Origin of the sequence: Polynucleobacter necessarius, assembly GCF_900095205.1 — a bacterium.
GTDB classification, from domain to species: Bacteria; Pseudomonadota; Gammaproteobacteria; order Burkholderiales; family Burkholderiaceae; genus Polynucleobacter; species Polynucleobacter necessarius_E.
The window spans coordinates 516,852-534,465 of the sequence record NZ_LT606951.1 but is presented as its reverse complement, the minus strand read 5'-3'; the positions used below and the strand labels follow the sequence as shown (position 1 = coordinate 534,465).

Below are 17,614 nucleotides of genomic sequence, written 5' to 3'. Positions count from 1 at the left end.
TTCTTTGCGTAAGTAGTACCGATAAGCCATCTTCTTTTAGGGCCAAAGGAATCAATACTGCTGCTTTGGTAACCTTTCCAGCCGCCTGGCGCTTGGCAATAATATTTGCAGCGATGACATGACGATTTTCATCAGTAATATTTCAGGTTGCCATTGCGGCGAAGATTGTAGGCGAGCCTTTAAACTACTTGGCTCCAAAAATTCGCTCACAACTATTTTCTCGCCGGCGCAAGTCTGATGAATGGGTATCGCCTCCGCATTAAATCCCGGAGGCGCGGCAACATTAATTGCATAGTCTTCTGGGCTCGAGGTCTTGGGCATTGTCATATTCTAAGGCAACAAAAAAGGCGAGACCTAGGCCGCCTTTCTGTTTGCATCAAAGCAGCGATTACTCAGCAGCTACAGCAGCTGTTGGCTTAACACGTGCCTGAAGCTTTTCTTTAATACGTGCTGACTTACCTGAACGATCACGCAAGTAATACAACTTAGCACGACGTACATCACCGCGACGCTTCACTTCAACGCTAGCGATTAATGGTGAATATGTTTGGAAAGTCCGCTCAACGCCTTCACCGGAAGAAATTTTACGCACGATAAAGCTGGAATTGAGTCCGCGATTACGCTTAGCAATCACAACGCCTTCAAAGGCTTGGGTACGCTTACGTGTACCTTCAACAACGTTTACGCTAACAACAACAGTATCGCCAGGAGCGAAGCTAGGCAGTACTTTGTTAGCACTTAAGCGAGCAATTTCTTCTTGCTCAATTTTTGCAATTAAATTCATTTTTAATCCTTAAACATCGTATTAGCGTTTAATCCCGAGACCAAAGCCAACGGACCTAATAGAGGATGCAGTTAAAACAATTTCACTAAACCAAAAACCAAACCACCTTTTCACTACTGCACACTAAAAGTATTTACAGAGAGCGAAGAAATTGTTCATCTTCTCGAGTTAGCAACCCTTTGGCTCTAGCCGATTCAATTAAGTCCGGCCTTAACCTGAACGTCAGCTCTAAAGACTTCTGCCGACGCCAATCCGCTATTTTAGCGTGATGTCCGCCTAAAAGCACGTCTGGCACAGATAAATTTTCATATATTTCTGGGCGAGTGTAGTGGGGGTAGTCTAAAAGACCATTCATAAAGCTATCTTGCGCAGCAGATTCACCGTCTCCAAGCGCCCCAGGAATCAACCTGATGACCGCATCTATCATCGCCATAGCAGGAATTTCACCGCCAGAAAGCACAAAATCCCCAATAGAAAGCTGTAAATCAACGTTTCGATCAATAAAACGCTGGTCAACCGCTTCATATCGACCACAAATGAAGCTTAAATTGCCATAATTGATGATATTTATCGCTATCTTCTGAGAAAAACGCTCTCCTTGGGGTGCTAATAAGCAAATGGGTCCACTTTTGATGCCCGCCGCCTGATGGGCAGCCTGAATTCCGGCAACCGTATCCTCCAGAGGCTTAGCCATCATGACCATGCCTGGGCCACCACCATAAGCGCGATCATCCACTGTTTTACGAGGGTCTGAGCAAAAATCTCGCGGATTCCATAGATGAACGCTCGCCAGAGATTGTTGGCCTGCGCGACCTGTAATACCCCATTGCGTTAGCGCTGAGAACATTTCTGGAAATAAGGTCACAACGTCAAAGCGCATATCAGTAGCTATTTTTGAAATTTATCTCTAAATGATTATTGCCAGTCAGACTGCCAATCAAGGGTAATCGTTTTATTTGGTAAGTCGACCTTTTGGACAACCTCTTTGACAAATGGCACCAAATATTTCATTTCTTTAGTCTCGGGTATGCCAATTGCAATGACACCATGCGCACTATTCTCAGTAATATCAACAACTTCACCAAGAACCTCGTCTTGCAGATTGACCGCCTTACATCCGATGAGATCAACCCAGTAATAAGAATCGCTATCTGCCTTTGGGAATGCGTCGCGAGCCACCAATATCCTTGCACCTTTTAATGCAAGAGCTTGATCGCGATCACTGATGCCCTCAAGTGACATCACAACGTTGCCGCTGTGCATCTTGGCACTCTTTACTTTATATTCCGTCAATGAGACTTGCTCTGTGGACACAGAAACGCCGACATCCCTACGTGGGATAAGAGATAACCAAACTGATTTAGAAGAGAGAAGTGCTACAGGCTCTGAAGAGTGAGGTCTAACTTTGACCTGGCCCTGCAAACCTTGCGCCTCAGATATAGCGCCGAGTTCAATCAAATCATTCGGGGAAGGTGCGCTCATGAGTAAAACACCTTATTTTCCTGAAATAAAACAACTAAACATCTTGTCACTAAAAACTCCACCGCATCGATGAAGCTTTTAGCAATGAGATATTAAACAGCTAGATTATTTTTAATCAAACGAACTACTGTTGGGGAGATTTGCGCACCAACACCAGCCCAGTAAATCAAACGATCTTGAGCAATGCGCATTGCTTGCTCAGTGGCCACTGCTTGTGGGTTGAAATAACCAATACGCTCGATAAAGTTCGAGTCACGACGGTTGCACTTATCAGTAGCAACGATGCTGTAAAAAGGGCGCTTCTTAGAACCGCCGCGTGCCAGTCGAATGACGACCATACTTATTCCTTAAAATCTAAAATGAAAACAGGTTGATTACAATCCAATGAAATTTCTACAAAATCTTGGGCTCCAGCCCACCAAACAAAAGATACGGTAGAGTGGAAAACCTCATATTCTAGACGAAAACCCCTACTTCTTCCACCTATTTAAGCAAGCAAGACAGTAGAACAGAATACCCTATTGGATAAAAAATACATTAAAAACAATAACTTAGATAAATATGATCCATCAATACAAGCCCTTAAAGCCCACCAGTTTGCCTTTAAAAAAGCTATTTATGGCTGTTTCTTGCCTGGGTATTGGACTTTTTGCTGGATGCGCTAATGTCATACCGTCATGCGGAGCCAAAATAAGCCCGCCAAGTAGTGAGTTAAAAAACACTAAATGGGAGCTTACTCGCTGGAATTTACCACCCAATAACAATGGCGAAGTACGCACACGCCAAATTCCAAAGGGTGATGCGAGCAATCCGATACAAATTATTTTTGATGCCACTGGTCAACGTGTCAGTGGATCAACAGGTTGCAATCGCTTTACTGCCTCCCTAGACGAAGACTCTCGCGGATTTTCTCTTAAGCAAATTGCAAGCACCAAAATGGCTTGTAGTCCACAGCGCATGGAATTAGAAAATGATTTTCTATACGAATTAAATGACTATCGCAGCATTGTGCGCAATGGTGATCAATTGCTCATGGTTGGCACTGATCGTGAAGTGTTAAGTTTTACGCAAAAGCCTAATAATTAAAGGCCTTCCAATCCTCAGAAAGATTCATGAAAAAATCTAAACTCCTTTTTTGCGCACTTGGATTGCTATTTCCTGGTAGTGGCCTGAATTGCTTTTACCTGCAAGGGTTTAAGTCTTTTTGGGCATGGATTCAATTGTTCGCTTTGATAGGTGGCGCAGTAGGTTGGATCATTTTAAAAGACGCTCATTTTCATTCTGCGCCAGGATGGGTATTGATTACGTTTGAATTTATAGCAATTGAAGCAAGCTGGCTAACCACCATTGCTTTTGGGCTCCGTTTAGATGAAAAATGGGATGCTCAATTTAATCCTGGAATTGAAGAACATCGACGTACTCGCTCGGGTTGGTTAGAAATCTTAACTGTCATCTTCTCACTAGTCTTTGGTGCTGGTGTGATGATGACTTTTCTAGCCGTCTCATTTGAGCAATTCTTTATTTCACAAATCCATGAAGCAAAAAAGCTATCCCAATAATTGCAGATAGCTTTTCTGTTGAAAGAGCCGCTCTATGGAGCGGTTTTTTATTTTCTCTTTTGCTTAGAACTGCTCAACCTCTAATGCATTAGTAGAGTGTCCGCTCTCGATAATTGAAGTTGCAAGCGCTTGAGCTTGGGGCATGAGATTCTCAGCAAAGAAACGCGCTGTTGCAATCTTTGCATCATAGAATTTTGGATCTCCATCACGCAAACGCTTAGCGGCTAAAAGCGCTCTGGCCATTTGCCAGCCACCCAATACCAAACCGGATAAACGCAGATAGGCAAAGCTACCAGCATAGACCGCCTTGATATCTGTCTTTGCATTAGCAACAATATAAGCGACTGCCTGATCAAATGCGGCGCGCGCTAAAGTCAACTGCTCCAAAACAGCTTTAGCGTCCGCACTACCGCTCGCCGCTAAATCTTTTTCAGTTTCCGCAATTTTTTGCGACAACTCTTTTGCAATCGCTCCGCCATCACGCACTGTTTTTCTACCAACTAAGTCGTTTGCCTGAATTGCTGTCGTGCCTTCATAAATCGTCAAGATATGTGCATCGCGGTAATGCTATGCTGCCCCTGTTTCTTCAATGAAACCCATGCCGCCATGCACTTGAACACCCAAGCTAGCAACTTCGATCGACATCTCAGTAGAGAAGCCCTTTACGATAGGGACTAAGAATTCATAAATAGCTTGATTAGCCTTACTCACCGCCTCATCAGGAGCGGCATGCTGCGCATCGTACGCAGCAGCAGCATAGTAAGCAAGCGCATGCGATGCTTCGGTATATGCACGCATTGTCATTAACATACGCTTCACATCTGGCTGATGAATAATTGTCACAGGGCCAGGCGATCCAGCTAGGTCGCGACTTTGTACGCGATCTTTAGCATATCGAACTGCTTTTTGATAGGCACGCTCTGCTACTGCAACTCCTTGCATACCTACCGCAAAACGAGCTGCATTCATCATGACAAACATGTATTCAAGGCCGCGATTTTCTTCGCCAACCAGATAGCCTACAGCGCCACCATGATCACCAAATTGCAGAACTGCAGTCGGGCTCGCTTTAATACCCAACTTATGCTCAATAGGAGACACAATGCACATCATTGCGCTCGCCTAATGAACCATCTTCTTTAACCAAGAACCTTAGGCACTACAAATAAAGAGATGCCCTTAACTCCCTCAGGCGCATCCGGAGTTCTTGCTAACACTAAATGGATAATATTTTTAGCCATATCGTGCTCACCATAGGTGATATAAATTTTGGTGCCAAATATCTTATAAGCACCATCGCCCTCTGGAACTGCACGTGCGCGAACCATCGACAAGTCAGAACCCGCCTGTGGTTCAGTTATGCACATCGAACCCGTCCACTCACCCGAAATCATCTGGGGTACAAAACGCTCTTTTAGTTCTGCGCTAGCTGCAGTGAGCAGCACTTCAATTGCGCTATCAGTCAGCATTGGGCACAGAGCAAACGAAAGACTGGCTGAGTGCACCATTTCAAAACAAACAGTTGCAATTAATTTTGGCAAACCTTGTCCACCAAACTCAGCCAGGTGAATCACTCCTTGACACCCTGCTGCTGCATATTGCTCGAAAGCACTCTTAAAACCAGGAGCGGTAGTTACGACCCCATCTTTTAAAGAGCTTGGGCTCTGATCACCAGTCCGGTTCAGTGGGGCAACAACAGCTTGATTAAATTTTGCAGATTCTTCTAGAACTGCAGGCGCTAAATCAACATCAGCACCTGCTTCAGCATAGGAAGGATAAGGATAGGCAACGACATCCGCTAGACCAGCTAATTCATTCATTACAAACAAACATGTCTTTGACTGGGGCTACGTATGGCATTACAACTCCTCTTTATTCGAACTGAATAACTACATAAATTATTTGGTGACACTGAACGCTTCAATACTTTTTAACCCAGGGCCTTTGTGAGCTCAGGAATAGCAGTATTTAAATCCGCAACGAGTCCATAATCGGCAACACTAAAAATAGGCGCCTCTGGATCTTTATTGATCGCAACGATCACTTTAGAGTCCTTCATTCCCGCCAAATGCTGAATAGCACCGGAGATGCCCACAGCGATATAAAGCTGAGGAGCCACAATCTTGCCAGTCTGGCCTACCTGGTAATCATTTGGAACGTAACCTGCATCTACCGCTGCGCGAGACGCACCCAAGGCAGCACCTAACTTATCGGCTAGTGGCGCAATCAGTTCTTGATACTTTTCACCAGACCCTAAGCCACGACCACCAGAGACGATGATCTTAGCGGCAGTGAGTTCTGGGCGATCTGATTTAGTCAGTTCACGCCCTACAAAAGATGATTGAGTCATGCTATCTGCAGCAGCAGCTTTTTCGATAGCAGCAGAACCACCATTAGCAGCAACAGGATCAAAGCCTGTCGTACGAACGGTAATCACCTTTACAGGGTCTGAAGATTGCACAATGGCAATGGCATTACCTGCGTAGATCGGACGCTCAAATGTATCGGCACTAACTACTTTGGTAATGTCAGATAACTGAGCAACATCCAATTTAGCGGCTACGCGTGGCAAGACATTTTTGCCATTGGCAGTGGCTGGTGCGAGGATGTGACTATAGCCGTTGGCAATGGAAAGAATTTGAGCTGCCAAAGGCTCAGCCAACTGATCTGCTAAATTTGCCGCATCAATTTGAATTACTTTACGAACGCCAGCAATTTGAGCAGCGGCTTGAACAGCGGCATCAGCACTACTCCCAGCAATAAGAATATCCACCTCTGGAGAGCATTGCAAGGCTGCGGCCACCGAATTAAGCGTAGCTGCTTTTAAAGATTGATTATCGTGTTCTGCAATAACGAGTGCGGCCATTTAAATCACCTTCGCTTCATTTTTAAGTTTTTCTACAAGAGCTGCGACATCAGCAACCATGACACCGGCAGAGCGCTTAGGTGGCTCTTCTACTTTGATTGTTTTGAGACGCGGAGCAATGTCGACGCCCAAATCTTCAGGCTTGACAATATCAATCACTTTTTTCTTGGCCTTCATGATGTTAGGCAAAGTGACATAACGGGGTTCATTAAGACGCAAGTCAGTCGTAATAACAGCAGGCAATGTCAGTGCAATAGTTTCCAATCCACCATCCACTTCACGAGTCACGGTAGCTTTACCGTCAGCAACTACCACTTTAGAAGCAAAGGTTGCCTGTGGGATATCCATCAGGCTAGCAAGCATCTGACCGGTTTGATTGCTATCGTCGTCAATAGCTTGCTTACCAAGAATAATAATTTGCGCTTGCTCTTTTTCGGAGAGTGCCTTGAGAATCTTCGCTACTGCCAAAGGTTGTAAATCAACATCAGAAGCTGTTTCTACCAAAATGGCACGATCAGCTCCAATCGCTAAAGCGGTACGCAGAGTTTCTTGGCATTGGGTCGCGCCAGCAGTCATCACCACCACTTCCGTTGCTACACCAGCCTCTTTTAAACGAACCGTTTCTTCGACGGCGATTTCATCAAAAGGGTTCATACTCATTTTGACATTTGCTAGATCTACACCTGAGTTATCAGATTTGACCCGAATTTTGACGTTATAATCTACAACGCGTTTTACGGCTACTAAGATTTTCATTTGGAATTCTCAATAATGGTTAACGATCTATTTTATCCGCCTTGTAGCTCAAGCTTTAGACATCAATAGCGGCGGCCGATCCAGCCTGTTTGCGCAATTCAAACTTTTGAATTTTGCCTGTAGAGGTCTTGGGAAGCTCGCAGAACACAATAGCCCTAGGAACCTTAAAGCCCGCTAAATGTTGCTTACAGTGGGCAATAATCTCTTCAGCAGTAACCTCTGCTCCTGACTTAATTTCCAGAAAGGCGCAGGGGGTTTCGCCCCACTTCGGGTCGGGCTTAGCGCGACGACTGCGGCAGCATTCACAGCAGGATGGCGATAAAGAACATCTTCAATCTCTACGGAAGAGATATTCTCCCCGCCAGAGATGATGATGTCTTTACTGCGATCTTTCATCTTCACATAGCCATCAGGATTCATCACAGCCAAATCGCCTGAATGGAACCAGCCCCCCTTCAAAGGCTTCTTTAGTTGCTTTTTCGTTTTTAGATAACCTTTCATAGCGATATTGCCCTTGAACATAATTTCGCCCATGGTTTCACCGTCAGCCGGCACTGGCTTCATCGTTTTTCTGGATCCAGAACTGCGATTGCTTGTTGCATGTGATAACGCACGCCTTGACGAGCATTTAAACGAGCACGCTCACCAATATCTAAATCATTCCACTCTCATCTTGTTTGACGCAAACAGACGCCGGACCATAAACCTCTGTGAGTCCATAAACGTGAGTTAAGTCAAAGCCTAACTTTTCCATACCTTCGGTAATTGATGCGGGTGGTGCAGCGCGCCTGCGATCAAACCTTTCACGCCTGCAGGCACACCAGCCTTTAATTCGTCCGGAGCATTCACCAATAGGTTATGCACGATTGGGGCAGCACAATAATGCGTTACGCCATGCTCTTTAATCGCCGCAAAAATATGTTGTGCATCAACACGACGCAAACAAACATTCACGCCTGCTCGCGCAGCAATCGTCCATGGGAAACACCAACCATTGCAATGGAACATCGGGAGCGTCCATAAATACACTGGATGCTTATTGATATCCCAAGTCCAACACATTAGAAACAGCATTAATTGCGGCGCCACGATGGTGATAAACCACTCCCTTTGGATTGCCAGTAGTTCCCAGACGTGTAATTCAAGCAAATTGCTTGCCATTCATCTGCGGGTACTTGCCATGCAAACTTGGGATCACCTTCAGCTAGTAATTGCTCATAGGTTAGCTTTCCTAGTTTTTCTCCAGGCACTTCAAATTCTTTTTCTTCAACATCGATGACTAAAAAGTCACGGCCAGAATCTTTTTTCGCAATCTCAAGAGCTTTTTTCATTACCCCAGAAAACTCTGGGTCAACAATCACTACCTTAGCCTCACCATGATTGAGCATAAATGCCACCGATTCGGCATCTAAGCGAGTATTTCAGAGCATTCAAAACCGCCCCCCCCTGCCATAGGAATACCAAAGTGCGCCTCAACCATCGGTGGAGTATTTGGCAGCATCACCGCTACCGTATCCCCTAAACCTATGCCATATTTTTGCAAAGCGCTAGCTAAGCGACGGCAACGCTCATATGTTTGCATCCAAGTCTGACATAAATTCCCATGGATAATGGCCGTTTTGTTAGGGTAAATTTCGGCTGAGCGCTCTAAAAATAAGAGCGGAGTAATGGGGGTGTAGTTGGCTGGGTTGCGATCCAAACCTTGTTCATAAATATTTGCCATCTTTTGCTTTCGATTTCAGTTTTTACTCAATTGCATTTAATATATTAAATATCGGCTAATGCCTTAATGTGAGCCACCACGCTGCGGCCTAAAGCCGAAAGATTGTAACCACCCTCCAAGCAACTCACGATGCGGCCTTGTGCATAGTCATTAGCGATCACTTTTAAACGATTGGTAATCCAAGCATAATCATCCTCTACCAGCCCCATCTGACCTAAATCATCTTCCCGATGCGCATCAAAGCCTGCAGAAATAATAATGAGTTCTGGCTCAAAATTCTGCAAAGCAGGCATCCACCTTTCCTCCACAATCGAACGTACTACATCACCGCAAATCGCCGCAGGCAAGGGGACATTCACCATATTGCTAGCATGATCCAAACCGCTATAGGGATAAAAAGGGTGCTGAAAGAAACTGCACATCAAGACATTAGGATCGTTGAAAAATGCCGCCTCCGTGCCGTTGCCATGATGAACGTCAAAATCAATAATGGCGACTCGCTCAATACCATAGGTTTCCATCGCATAACGCGCTGCAATAGCGACGTTATCAAATAAACAAAAGCCCATAGAGCGGGTCGGCTCAGCATGGTGACCTTGGTGGTCTTACCGCACAAAAAACATTCTCCACCTCCCCTTTCATCACTGCATCTACACCTGCAATGGCAGCACCAGCAGCGCAAAGAGATACCCTATAAGTATGGGGATTCATAATGGTGTCACCATCGAACATGAAGTACCCGCTCTCCGGAGCTCGCTCCTTTACAAAAGAAACATGGTCCGGACTATGAACTAACTCAAGCTGATCCTCGGTTGCCAACGGCGCATCCAAATGATGCAAAAAGCGATCAACACCACTTCGAATTAATTGATCATTAATCGCCTGAATTCGTTCGGGACACTCTGGATGATGGCTTCCCATCTCATGTTTCAGAAAGTCTGGATGAGTTATGTATCCTGTTGTCATTACTCAAAATCCTCAATAGCAAATTTGTAATTTTTATAATCTAATAAAACGTGCTTAATTCCCAAAAACCCACCGCCTTCCGCATGAGCTTTCGCGTCTCCCACCTATTGTTTGCAATCACACTGATTGGATGCACCAGCACCCCAACTCAGCCAACTCAAACTCAGCAACCCATCGTAAACCAGACCAATGATTCAGTCTCGGAGGCTTACTTTAGCCAAAACCTCAACGAGCTATTGAGCCAGGTTTCCCAAAATCAAGAAATCCCTCTCCCAAGCCTAGAATCGGGCTTTTCAGATGCTAAAACGATTCCATCGATTCGGAAATTGGTATTACCCCCATCGGGCACTTTTAAAAAGAATTGGCTAGCCTACCGAAAACGCTTCATCGAACCGGTTCGACTAAAAGCTGGCAAAGCCTTTTGGGAGCAAAATCAGGCCTTTTTGAGTCAAATTGAGCAAGACTCGGGCGTGCCCGCTGAAATTATTGTGGCCATTATTGGGATTGAGACGATCTATGGCCGGCAAACTGGTAATTTCAGGGTTAAAGATGTTTTATCCACCCTTGCCTTTAGTTACCCAGAAACGCCCAATAAATTAGCCCGAGAGCAGTTATTTAAGGATCAACTCAAGGACCTGATCCTCATGTGTTGGGCTGAGGCAGGCGGCAGGCTGCCCTCTAAATACAGCACTCAGGGAGTCAATGCCACTCGCTTTAATGCCTGCTTAAACCAAAATAGCTCATATGCTGGCGCCATTGGGCTGCCCCAATTTATGCCCAGCAGCATTCGAAGTTTCGCAGTAGATGGTGATGGAGACGGTCAAATCGATCTCAGACAAAGCCCCAAAGACGCTATTGCAAGCGTTGCTAACTTTATGAAGAAACATGGCTGGCAACCTGGGATGCCCATTTCTTTTCCAGTTCAAGCAAATGGCATCAATGCTGCAAAAGAATTGGCCAATGGTGAACCTCAATTGAAATTCACTGTTCAAGAACTTATTGATAAGGGCATTTTAACCAAGAAACAGGGTGACCTTCAAAGTGGCGGAGTAGAACCTCAGAGCAAAGCCTTCATCGTCGACTTGCCCTACCCTGATAAAGAAGGTATGGACCAAGTGCAATATTTTGTTGGGTTAAATAACTTCCTGACGATCGTTCAATACAACCGCAGTTACTTTTATGCGCAAAGTGTTGCTGAGTTTGCTGAAGCTTTAGGGTATAAAAATCAAAGTGTAGTACCCGTTGATACTCCGATGAAAACTAACTATAGCAAAACGAGTACCGAAAAATCAAAGTCTAAGAAGACTCACTCTAAGAAAAATGGGAAGCCTAGTTGATCCTTGCTAAAGCTTAAGCAGGAAAAACTCCTGTCGATAGATAGCGGTCACCACGGTCACATACTACAAAAACAATAGTAGCATTTTCAACTTGACGCGCTATTCTGAGGGCCGCCACCAAGGCTCCTCCAGCTGAAATGCCACAGAATATGCCTTCTTCAACCGCCATACGACGAGTCATTTCTTCTGCATCCGCCTGAGAAACATATTCAACGCGATCCACCTTATCGCCCTGATAAATTTTTGGTAGATATTCTGGCGCCCATTTACGAATTCCAGGAATTTGGGAGCCTTCTTCAGGCTGGACCCCAACGATCTGTATCTCGGGATTCATCGACTTGAGAAAAGTGGATACGCCAGTGATCGTTCCTGTCGTCCCCATAGCGGAAACAAGATGAGTAATCTGCCCATCCGTATCACGCCAAATTTCAGGCCCAGTAGTTTCTATGTGCGCTCTAGGGTTATCAGGGTTAGCAAATTGATCGAGCAATTTGCCCCGCCCCTCTTTTTGGAGCTGCAGGGCGTAATCTCTTGCAAACTCCATGCCCCCTGAAGCGTCCGTCAAGATTAATTCGGCCCCATAAGCGGCCATGCTTTGACGTCGCTCAATGCTTTGATTTTCAGGCATGACTAAAATCATTTTGTAGCCAAGCATGACTGCTGTCATCGCCAACGCAATTCCCGTATTGCCACTCGTCGCTTCAATCAACGTATCACCAGGTTTAATTTCGCCACATTCTTGGGCTCGAGAAATCATCGACAGCGCAGGTCGGTCCTTAACCGACCCGGCTGGATTGTTTCCTTCTAACTTACCCAAAATCACGTTATTGCGATTTTCATTTTCTAGACCAGGAATACGCTGCAATCGTACTAAAGGCGTATTGCCTACTGTCTGGGAAATAGTAAGGTAGGAGGAAGGTGTGCTCATAAAACCATTTTAGCCATAAGCCACTTCATACACGCAAGGGCTTAATTTCGGCGACTTGTTCCCGTACGCTCCGGCTGATTGCGAGCACTCTAGTCTGATGACGAGAACTGCGTCGGCTAGAAGCCGCGCCCTCTTTTTTAGTACGTCTATTTGGCTCCCGAAAGGAACTCGGCGCCTCAATAGTTAGACCGTTATCCACCATTTTCTCGACAGATTTCATCCCTATGCCACGCACTCGTTTTTGCAAATCATTGGCATCCTGAAAATGCCCGCCATCTAATCGTTCCGCAATAATTGTCTTTGCTTTTGAGGATCCAATATCTTTGATGCTTTCCAGCTCAGTTTGAGTGACCATATTGACATTAATGGGGGTAGCATACACCGCTCCAGAACCAGAAACATATAACGTCACAGCTACAGCTTTTAGTAAATTCTGCGCACTACCTAAAATTAAATATTGAGTCATCTACTCTCCTATGTAAATAAAAAAAATCCATGGACACAAAGTGCGCGTGGATCGTTTACAACGAGGAGATATTTGTTACGTTGACTGACTTACACGGGGTTAGCTAAGAAACCAGAATTAGCCTCTAACCACTCTATATATCTGCCTACACCCTGCTCAACATTTAGGAAGGGTTCTGTGTATCCAGCAGCCCTCAGTTTAGTAAGGTCGGCTTGTGTAAAGCACTGGTATTTTCCTCTGAGCGCATCCGGAAAAGGAATGTACTCAATGGTTTTTTCTTTTGCCAATTCGACTAGGCTAACTGATTGTGCTTTATCTAACTTACGCATTGCGTTGACAACCGCATGAGCTACATCATTAAAAGGTTGCGCGCGACCGCTACCCAGATTAAAAATGCCGCTGATTTCTGGGTGATCTAGAAAATATAGGTTGACCTTCACCACATCTTCAACAGACACAAAATCACGACTTTGCTCGCCAGGGCCATAGCCACCGTACTCACCAAATAGCTTTACATAACCATTGGCTTTGTATTGATGATATTGATGAAACGCGACTGAGGCCATACGCCCTTTATGTGACTCACGAGGCCCATAGACATTGAAATAACGAAAACCAACTACTTGTGCAGTATTTGCATTTTCAGCGAAGCGCTTACGCATCACCTGATCAAATAAAAATTTAGAGTACCCGTAAATATTGAGAGGTTTCTCATGTTCACGACTTTCTACAAAAACATCAGAGCCACCATAGGTAGCTGCAGAGGAAGCGTAGAGAAGTTGCACTTTTTGCTCTGTACAAATATCGAGCAAATCCATGGTGTAGCGATAGTTATTCGCCATCATGAAAATACCATCAGTCTCCATCGTATCAGAGCATGCGCCCTCATGAAAAACTACCTTAATCTTGCCGAGGCGACCACTTCTAAATGCATCTAAAAACTCATCTTTATCGAGATAATCGACGATATCAAGATCCGCTAGATTACGGTACTTATCTGCAGGACGTAGATCGTCGACCGCAATAATATTTTTCTCTCCCCGAGCGTTGAGGGCTTGAACGATATTGGCACCAATAAATCCAGCCGTGCCAGTTACGATAATAGTCACTGTAATTCCTCTGAAGTAACGGTTGCAGTTCCAAGCTTACCAACGACGATGCCACCAGCACGGTTTGCAAGTGCCATAGCCCTCTCTAACGGCCATTTAGCAGCTAGTGCCACGGCAAGCGTTGCAATCACCGTATCGCCGGCACCAGAAACATCAAAGGCTTCACGTGCCTGCGCTTTGACATGACTCATTCCTGCGTCGGTATACAGACTCATACCCTCTTCAGAACGAGTTAATAGTAGAGCTTCTAGATCAAGGGATTTTCTGAGTTCTTGAGCCTTATTAGTTAAGCCCTCTTCGCTACTCCACTTACCAACTACTTGACGTAACTCACTACGATTCGGGGTTAAAACAGTGGCGCCGCGATATTTTTCGTAATCCTCGCCCTTAGGATCAACCAAGATCATTTTATTTTGGGCTCTAGCTTGCTCGATCATATGAGCCACTTGACCTAAAGCACCCTTGCCGTAATCAGACAGAATCACCACATCTGCATCACCAACCAATTTTTCGAAACGCTCTAATTTATGGGCTAGCGCCTTTTCACTAGGAGCCTCTTCAAAGTCCAAACGAATTAACTGTTGCTGACGGGCAATCACGCGCAGCTTCACAATCGTTGGCACATCTGCATCAATTTCTAACTGGCTATCAACGCCACCGGCTTTTAACAACTCAACCACACGTTTACCAGACTCATCATTACCAACAATACCTAAGATAGTAGTGTTGGCCTTCAGCGCAGCAACGTTACGGGCAACGTTGGCTGCTCCGCCCAAACGCTCATCAATCTTACCTACTTGCACAACCGGAACGGGCGCCTCAGGAGAAATACGATTGGTATCACCAAACCAATAGCGATCCAGCATGACATCCCCCACTACTAGTAAGCGAGTTTTGGAGAACTGTTCTGGGTTGGCTTTTTCCATGTAAGTATTTTCTATTACTTTTTTAATCTTCTTTAATTATGTCGTCCAATGCCATAGTACTCAACGCCTAATTCTTGCATAGAGGCTGGCTCATATAGATTGCGTCCATCAAAAATGATGGGGCGAGTCAGTTTTTGCATCAGCAGATCAAAGTCAGGACTTCTAAAAACCTTCCACTCAGTCACTATTACCAAGGAATCAGCATCGTTTAGAGCGGACATCGGATCATCGGTCATTGATACTTGCTTAAGACCTTCAGGATTGTTCCTAAAATCTATTTCCAATGCATGCTTAGCCTCTGGCATGGCAACTGGGTCATATGCCACTACTTTTGCGCCACGCTTTACCAGCTCAGCAATAATGACTCTACTAGGCGCTTCACGCATATCGTCTGTATTGGGTTTAAATGCTAAACCCCACAGAGCAAACTTCATACCCTTCAGATCTTTACCAAAGCGCTTTTCGATCTTCTCTACCAAGATATATTTTTGCAACTCATTGACAGCTTCGACGGCATCAAGGATTTTGAGATCGCGACCATGCTCTTTAGCGGTCTTTGATAACGCTGACACATCTTTTGGGAAACATGAGCCGCCATAGCCTGTACCTGAATATAGAAAGCCGTAACCAATCCGACTATCTGATCCAATACCTTGACGAACCGCTTCAATATCCGCACCTACTAAGTCCGCCAAATTGGCCAACTCATTCATAAAGGAGATGCGCGTAGCTAACATCGCATTAGCAGCATATTTTGTTATCTCCGCACTTTTCACATCCATGTAATAGGTACGCTCATGGTGGCGGTTAAATGGTGCATAAAGTTTTCGCATTTGCTCTTTGGCACGTAAACCAGCAGGGGTACTTTCTGTACCGATCACAATACGGTCAGGACGCATGAAGTCTTCTACCGCAGCACCTTCTTTCAGAAACTCAGGGTTAGAGACAACCGAACACAATTCTGCAGATAGACCTCTTTTTTCCAGCTCCTCGGTAATGGCGTCAGAGACTTTATCTGCAGTGCCTACTGGTACGGTTGACTTATCAACGATGACCTTGGGGGTGGTCATATAGCGACCGATATTTCGAGCTGCTGCGACAACATACTGCAAATCTGCGGAGCCATCTTCATCTGGAGGAGTGCCTACCGCAATGAACTGTATGTCGCCATGAGCAACAGAGGCAGCAATATCAGTGGAGAACTGAAGTCTGCCAGCCGCTCTATTACGCTCGATCATTTCTTTTAGGCCGGGTTCATAAATCGGCACGCCGCCAGCGTTAAGAATCTCAATCTTTTTAGGATCAACGTCTACGCAAAATACATTATTACCTTGCTCAGCAAAACAAGCTCCTGTAACGAGACCGACATAACCGCTGCCAATGATGGTGACTTTCAATGATTCTCCAAAAAGTTTTTAGTGCTACCGACATTAAACATAAAAATCATGACTCTTTAATTAATTACATCGAAGGACCGCTAGGAGCAGACCCCTCGCTACGTCGTGGTGAATATGCCTCCCAGCGATTACATCCTGGACATTGCCAATAGAATCTTCGCGCCCTAAAGCCACAATTACCACAAGTGTAACGAGCCAAGCTAGTAGTACGCTGCCGCAATAGACTCAAGATAGATTGCAATTCCATGAGTCTTTCTGGATTGGCGCTACCTTCTTCTAAGGCCAAACGGGTTTCGGCTAACTTAGATAAAGCACTCAAACTTGGAGAATGCTGCATTACTTCGAACAACATGGCATTTGCTGCCTGAGGTCCTCGAATTTTCATAATCTGCTTGTGAACAACATCCAAGAGCTCACCTGAAGCTTGAGTCTTGAGCAAATCACAAAGGCGATCAAGTCCTTCATTTTCTTTAGCTAAAGCGGTATGAGCCACCATCCACCGATCAGCTAATAAATGCATATAAGCAGGATGAGAGGCTGCAACCAAACTCCAAACCTCGATTGCTTGGGCTGGGCGCTCTACCGCCATTAAATAATCACCCTGCAAAATTAAAGCGCGAGCATGATTAGGAACAGCCTGCAACGCCCTTGCTATCGATTGCTCTGCATCACCTAGATCCTTGCGACGCAATGCATCTTGCCCCAATTCACAATGGAATTGGGCAATCTTAGTATGGTATGATTTCCCTTGCAGACTTTCAAGCTCGGTAGCAGCGATGATGGCTTTTTTCCAATCTCGTTCTACTTGATACGTCTCCAAAAGACTTTCTTTTGCAGGCACAGCAAACTTGCCATCACCAACGCGATTGAGAGAGGCTTCAGCTCTATCAAGTAAGCCTGCACGCAAGAAATCACGCCCCAGTTCATAGGCAGCATGATCACGATCACGCGGCTTTAAATCATCCCGATTAGCAAGGTGCTGATGAACTTTAATGGCGCGCTCAGTCTCACCACGACGACGGAATAAATTACCCAGAGAAAAATGCAATTCGATGGTTTCTGGATCTAATTGGGCAATCTTCACTAGAGTTTCAATTGCTTGATCAGGTTGCTCGTTTAATAAGAGGCTTAAACCTTTAAAGGTTGAGCGCTGCTGTCGCATGCGCTCCCGCTCATCCATGCGATTTTCAAGACGTAAATCCCAACGCGAGGCCAGCCACCCTATGCCAAACATGACTGACAGAAGCAATAACCAAGACGTGGCTATCTGAATCATAGCGCGCTGAATTTAAATAAAAAAATGGCCGCCCGAATG

15 protein-coding genes and 3 pseudogenes are annotated in these 17,614 nt (G+C 45.2%); 3 read left to right on the top strand and 15 right to left on the bottom strand.

Going from position 1 to position 17,614, the window contains the following annotated elements:
• Positions 1-388: 388 nt before the first annotated feature.
• The 4 genes from rplS to rpsP all read right to left on the bottom strand — a co-directional run bounded on the left by rplS (position 389) and on the right by rpsP (position 2,604).
• Positions 389-784: a 50S ribosomal protein L19 gene (gene rplS, locus DXE37_RS02910; RefSeq protein ID WP_114636525.1), complete on the bottom strand. Its 396-nt coding sequence runs from the start codon at positions 782-784 to the stop codon at positions 389-391.
• 133 nt (positions 785-917) lie between these two features.
• Complete coding sequence (gene trmD, locus DXE37_RS02905; RefSeq protein ID WP_114636524.1) at positions 918-1,664, bottom strand: tRNA (guanosine(37)-N1)-methyltransferase TrmD; 747 nt, start codon at positions 1,662-1,664, stop codon at positions 918-920.
• 35 nt (positions 1,665-1,699) lie between these two features.
• The gene (gene rimM, locus DXE37_RS02900) at positions 1,700-2,266 is read right to left on the bottom strand and encodes a ribosome maturation factor RimM (RefSeq protein WP_114636523.1); all 567 of its coding nucleotides are present in this window, start codon (positions 2,264-2,266) and stop codon (positions 1,700-1,702) included.
• A 92-nt stretch (positions 2,267-2,358) separates the two neighbouring features.
• On the bottom strand, positions 2,359-2,604 hold the full coding sequence (gene rpsP, locus DXE37_RS02895; protein ID WP_114636522.1) for a 30S ribosomal protein S16: 246 nt from the start codon (positions 2,602-2,604) through the stop codon (positions 2,359-2,361).
• Between the two features lie 223 nt (positions 2,605-2,827).
• On the opposite strand from rpsP, the gene DXE37_RS02890 reads away from it, so the two are divergent.
• Positions 2,828-3,352, top strand: a complete 525-nt coding sequence (locus DXE37_RS02890; RefSeq protein ID WP_114636521.1) for an META domain-containing protein — start codon at positions 2,828-2,830, stop codon at positions 3,350-3,352.
• 26 nt (positions 3,353-3,378) lie between these two features.
• On the top strand, positions 3,379-3,825 hold the full coding sequence (locus DXE37_RS02885; RefSeq protein WP_114636520.1) for a hypothetical protein: 447 nt from the start codon (positions 3,379-3,381) through the stop codon (positions 3,823-3,825).
• A 63-nt stretch (positions 3,826-3,888) separates the two neighbouring features.
• On the opposite strand, the pseudogene DXE37_RS02880 reads toward DXE37_RS02885, so the two are convergent.
• From DXE37_RS02880 to DXE37_RS02860, 5 genes and pseudogenes are all read right to left on the bottom strand, one after another.
• A pseudogene (locus DXE37_RS02880) lies at positions 3,889-5,685 on the bottom strand (acyl-CoA dehydrogenase).
• Between the two features lie 70 nt (positions 5,686-5,755).
• Entirely contained in the window at positions 5,756-6,691 is a 936-nt protein-coding gene (locus DXE37_RS02875; protein ID WP_114636519.1) for an electron transfer flavoprotein subunit alpha/FixB family protein, read from the bottom strand.
• Positions 6,692-7,447 (bottom strand): electron transfer flavoprotein subunit beta/FixA family protein, encoded by a 756-nt coding sequence (locus DXE37_RS02870; RefSeq protein ID WP_114636518.1) that lies wholly within the window; start codon positions 7,445-7,447, stop codon positions 6,692-6,694.
• Positions 7,448-7,502: 55 nt separating this feature from the next.
• Positions 7,503-9,170 (bottom strand): annotated as a pseudogene (locus tag DXE37_RS02865) (acyl-CoA synthetase).
• A 44-nt stretch (positions 9,171-9,214) separates the two neighbouring features.
• Positions 9,215-10,136, bottom strand: a pseudogene (locus tag DXE37_RS02860) (histone deacetylase family protein).
• An 83-nt stretch (positions 10,137-10,219) separates the two neighbouring features.
• On the opposite strand from DXE37_RS02860, the gene DXE37_RS02855 reads away from it, so the two are divergent.
• Entirely contained in the window at positions 10,220-11,473 is a 1,254-nt protein-coding gene (locus tag DXE37_RS02855) for a lytic murein transglycosylase (protein ID WP_114636517.1), read from the top strand.
• Between the two features lie 13 nt (positions 11,474-11,486).
• On the opposite strand, the gene cysM is transcribed toward DXE37_RS02855, so the two are convergent.
• The 6 genes from cysM to lapB form a co-directional block, all read right to left on the bottom strand.
• Positions 11,487-12,401 (bottom strand): cysteine synthase CysM, encoded by a 915-nt coding sequence (gene cysM / locus DXE37_RS02850; RefSeq protein ID WP_114636516.1) that lies wholly within the window; start codon positions 12,399-12,401, stop codon positions 11,487-11,489.
• 25 nt (positions 12,402-12,426) lie between these two features.
• On the bottom strand, positions 12,427-12,867 hold the full coding sequence (locus tag DXE37_RS02845; RefSeq protein WP_231971002.1) for a ComEA family DNA-binding protein: 441 nt from the start codon (positions 12,865-12,867) through the stop codon (positions 12,427-12,429).
• Positions 12,868-12,956: 89 nt separating this feature from the next.
• Positions 12,957-13,976, bottom strand: coding sequence for an ADP-glyceromanno-heptose 6-epimerase (rfaD, locus tag DXE37_RS02840; RefSeq protein WP_114636515.1), 1,020 nt, complete (start codon positions 13,974-13,976; stop codon positions 12,957-12,959).
• Positions 13,973-14,902 (bottom strand): D-glycero-beta-D-manno-heptose-7-phosphate kinase, encoded by a 930-nt coding sequence (rfaE1, locus tag DXE37_RS02835; protein ID WP_114636514.1) that lies wholly within the window; start codon positions 14,900-14,902, stop codon positions 13,973-13,975. Before rfaE1 ends, rfaD begins: the two co-directional genes overlap by 4 nt.
• A gap of 32 nt (positions 14,903-14,934) precedes the next feature.
• A complete protein-coding gene (locus DXE37_RS02830) occupies positions 14,935-16,299 on the bottom strand; it encodes a UDP-glucose dehydrogenase family protein (RefSeq protein WP_114636513.1) in 1,365 nt (454 codons plus the stop codon).
• A gap of 64 nt (positions 16,300-16,363) precedes the next feature.
• Positions 16,364-17,575: a lipopolysaccharide assembly protein LapB gene (gene lapB / locus DXE37_RS02825; RefSeq protein ID WP_114636512.1), complete on the bottom strand. Its 1,212-nt coding sequence runs from the start codon at positions 17,573-17,575 to the stop codon at positions 16,364-16,366.
• Between the last annotated feature and the right edge of the window lie 39 nt (positions 17,576-17,614).

Excerpts from the sequence above, each read along its gene's own strand:
- rplS (WP_114636525.1), bottom strand. The coding sequence starts at position 784 with ATGAATTTAATTGCAAAAATTGAGCAAGAAGAAATTGCTCGCTTAAGT.
- DXE37_RS02885 (WP_114636520.1), top strand. The coding sequence starts at position 3,379 with ATGAAAAAATCTAAACTCCTTTTTTGCGCACTTGGATTGCTATTTCCT.
- DXE37_RS02875 (WP_114636519.1), bottom strand. The coding sequence starts at position 6,691 with ATGGCCGCACTCGTTATTGCAGAACACGATAATCAATCTTTAAAAGCA.
- rimM (WP_114636523.1), bottom strand. The coding sequence starts at position 2,266 with ATGAGCGCACCTTCCCCGAATGATTTGATTGAACTCGGCGCTATATCT.
- rfaE1 (WP_114636514.1), bottom strand. The coding sequence starts at position 14,902 with ATGGAAAAAGCCAACCCAGAACAGTTCTCCAAAACTCGCTTACTAGTA.
- DXE37_RS02890 (WP_114636521.1), top strand. The coding sequence starts at position 2,828 with ATGATCCATCAATACAAGCCCTTAAAGCCCACCAGTTTGCCTTTAAAA.
- DXE37_RS02855 (WP_114636517.1), top strand. The coding sequence starts at position 10,220 with ATGAGCTTTCGCGTCTCCCACCTATTGTTTGCAATCACACTGATTGGA.
- DXE37_RS02870 (WP_114636518.1), bottom strand. The coding sequence starts at position 7,447 with ATGAAAATCTTAGTAGCCGTAAAACGCGTTGTAGATTATAACGTCAAA.
- trmD (WP_114636524.1), bottom strand. The coding sequence starts at position 1,664 with ATGCGCTTTGACGTTGTGACCTTATTTCCAGAAATGTTCTCAGCGCTA.
- lapB (WP_114636512.1), bottom strand. The coding sequence starts at position 17,575 with ATGATTCAGATAGCCACGTCTTGGTTATTGCTTCTGTCAGTCATGTTT.
- DXE37_RS02845 (WP_231971002.1), bottom strand. The coding sequence starts at position 12,867 with ATGACTCAATATTTAATTTTAGGTAGTGCGCAGAATTTACTAAAAGCT.
- rpsP (WP_114636522.1), bottom strand. The coding sequence starts at position 2,604 with ATGGTCGTCATTCGACTGGCACGCGGCGGTTCTAAGAAGCGCCCTTTT.
- cysM (WP_114636516.1), bottom strand. The coding sequence starts at position 12,401 with ATGAGCACACCTTCCTCCTACCTTACTATTTCCCAGACAGTAGGCAAT.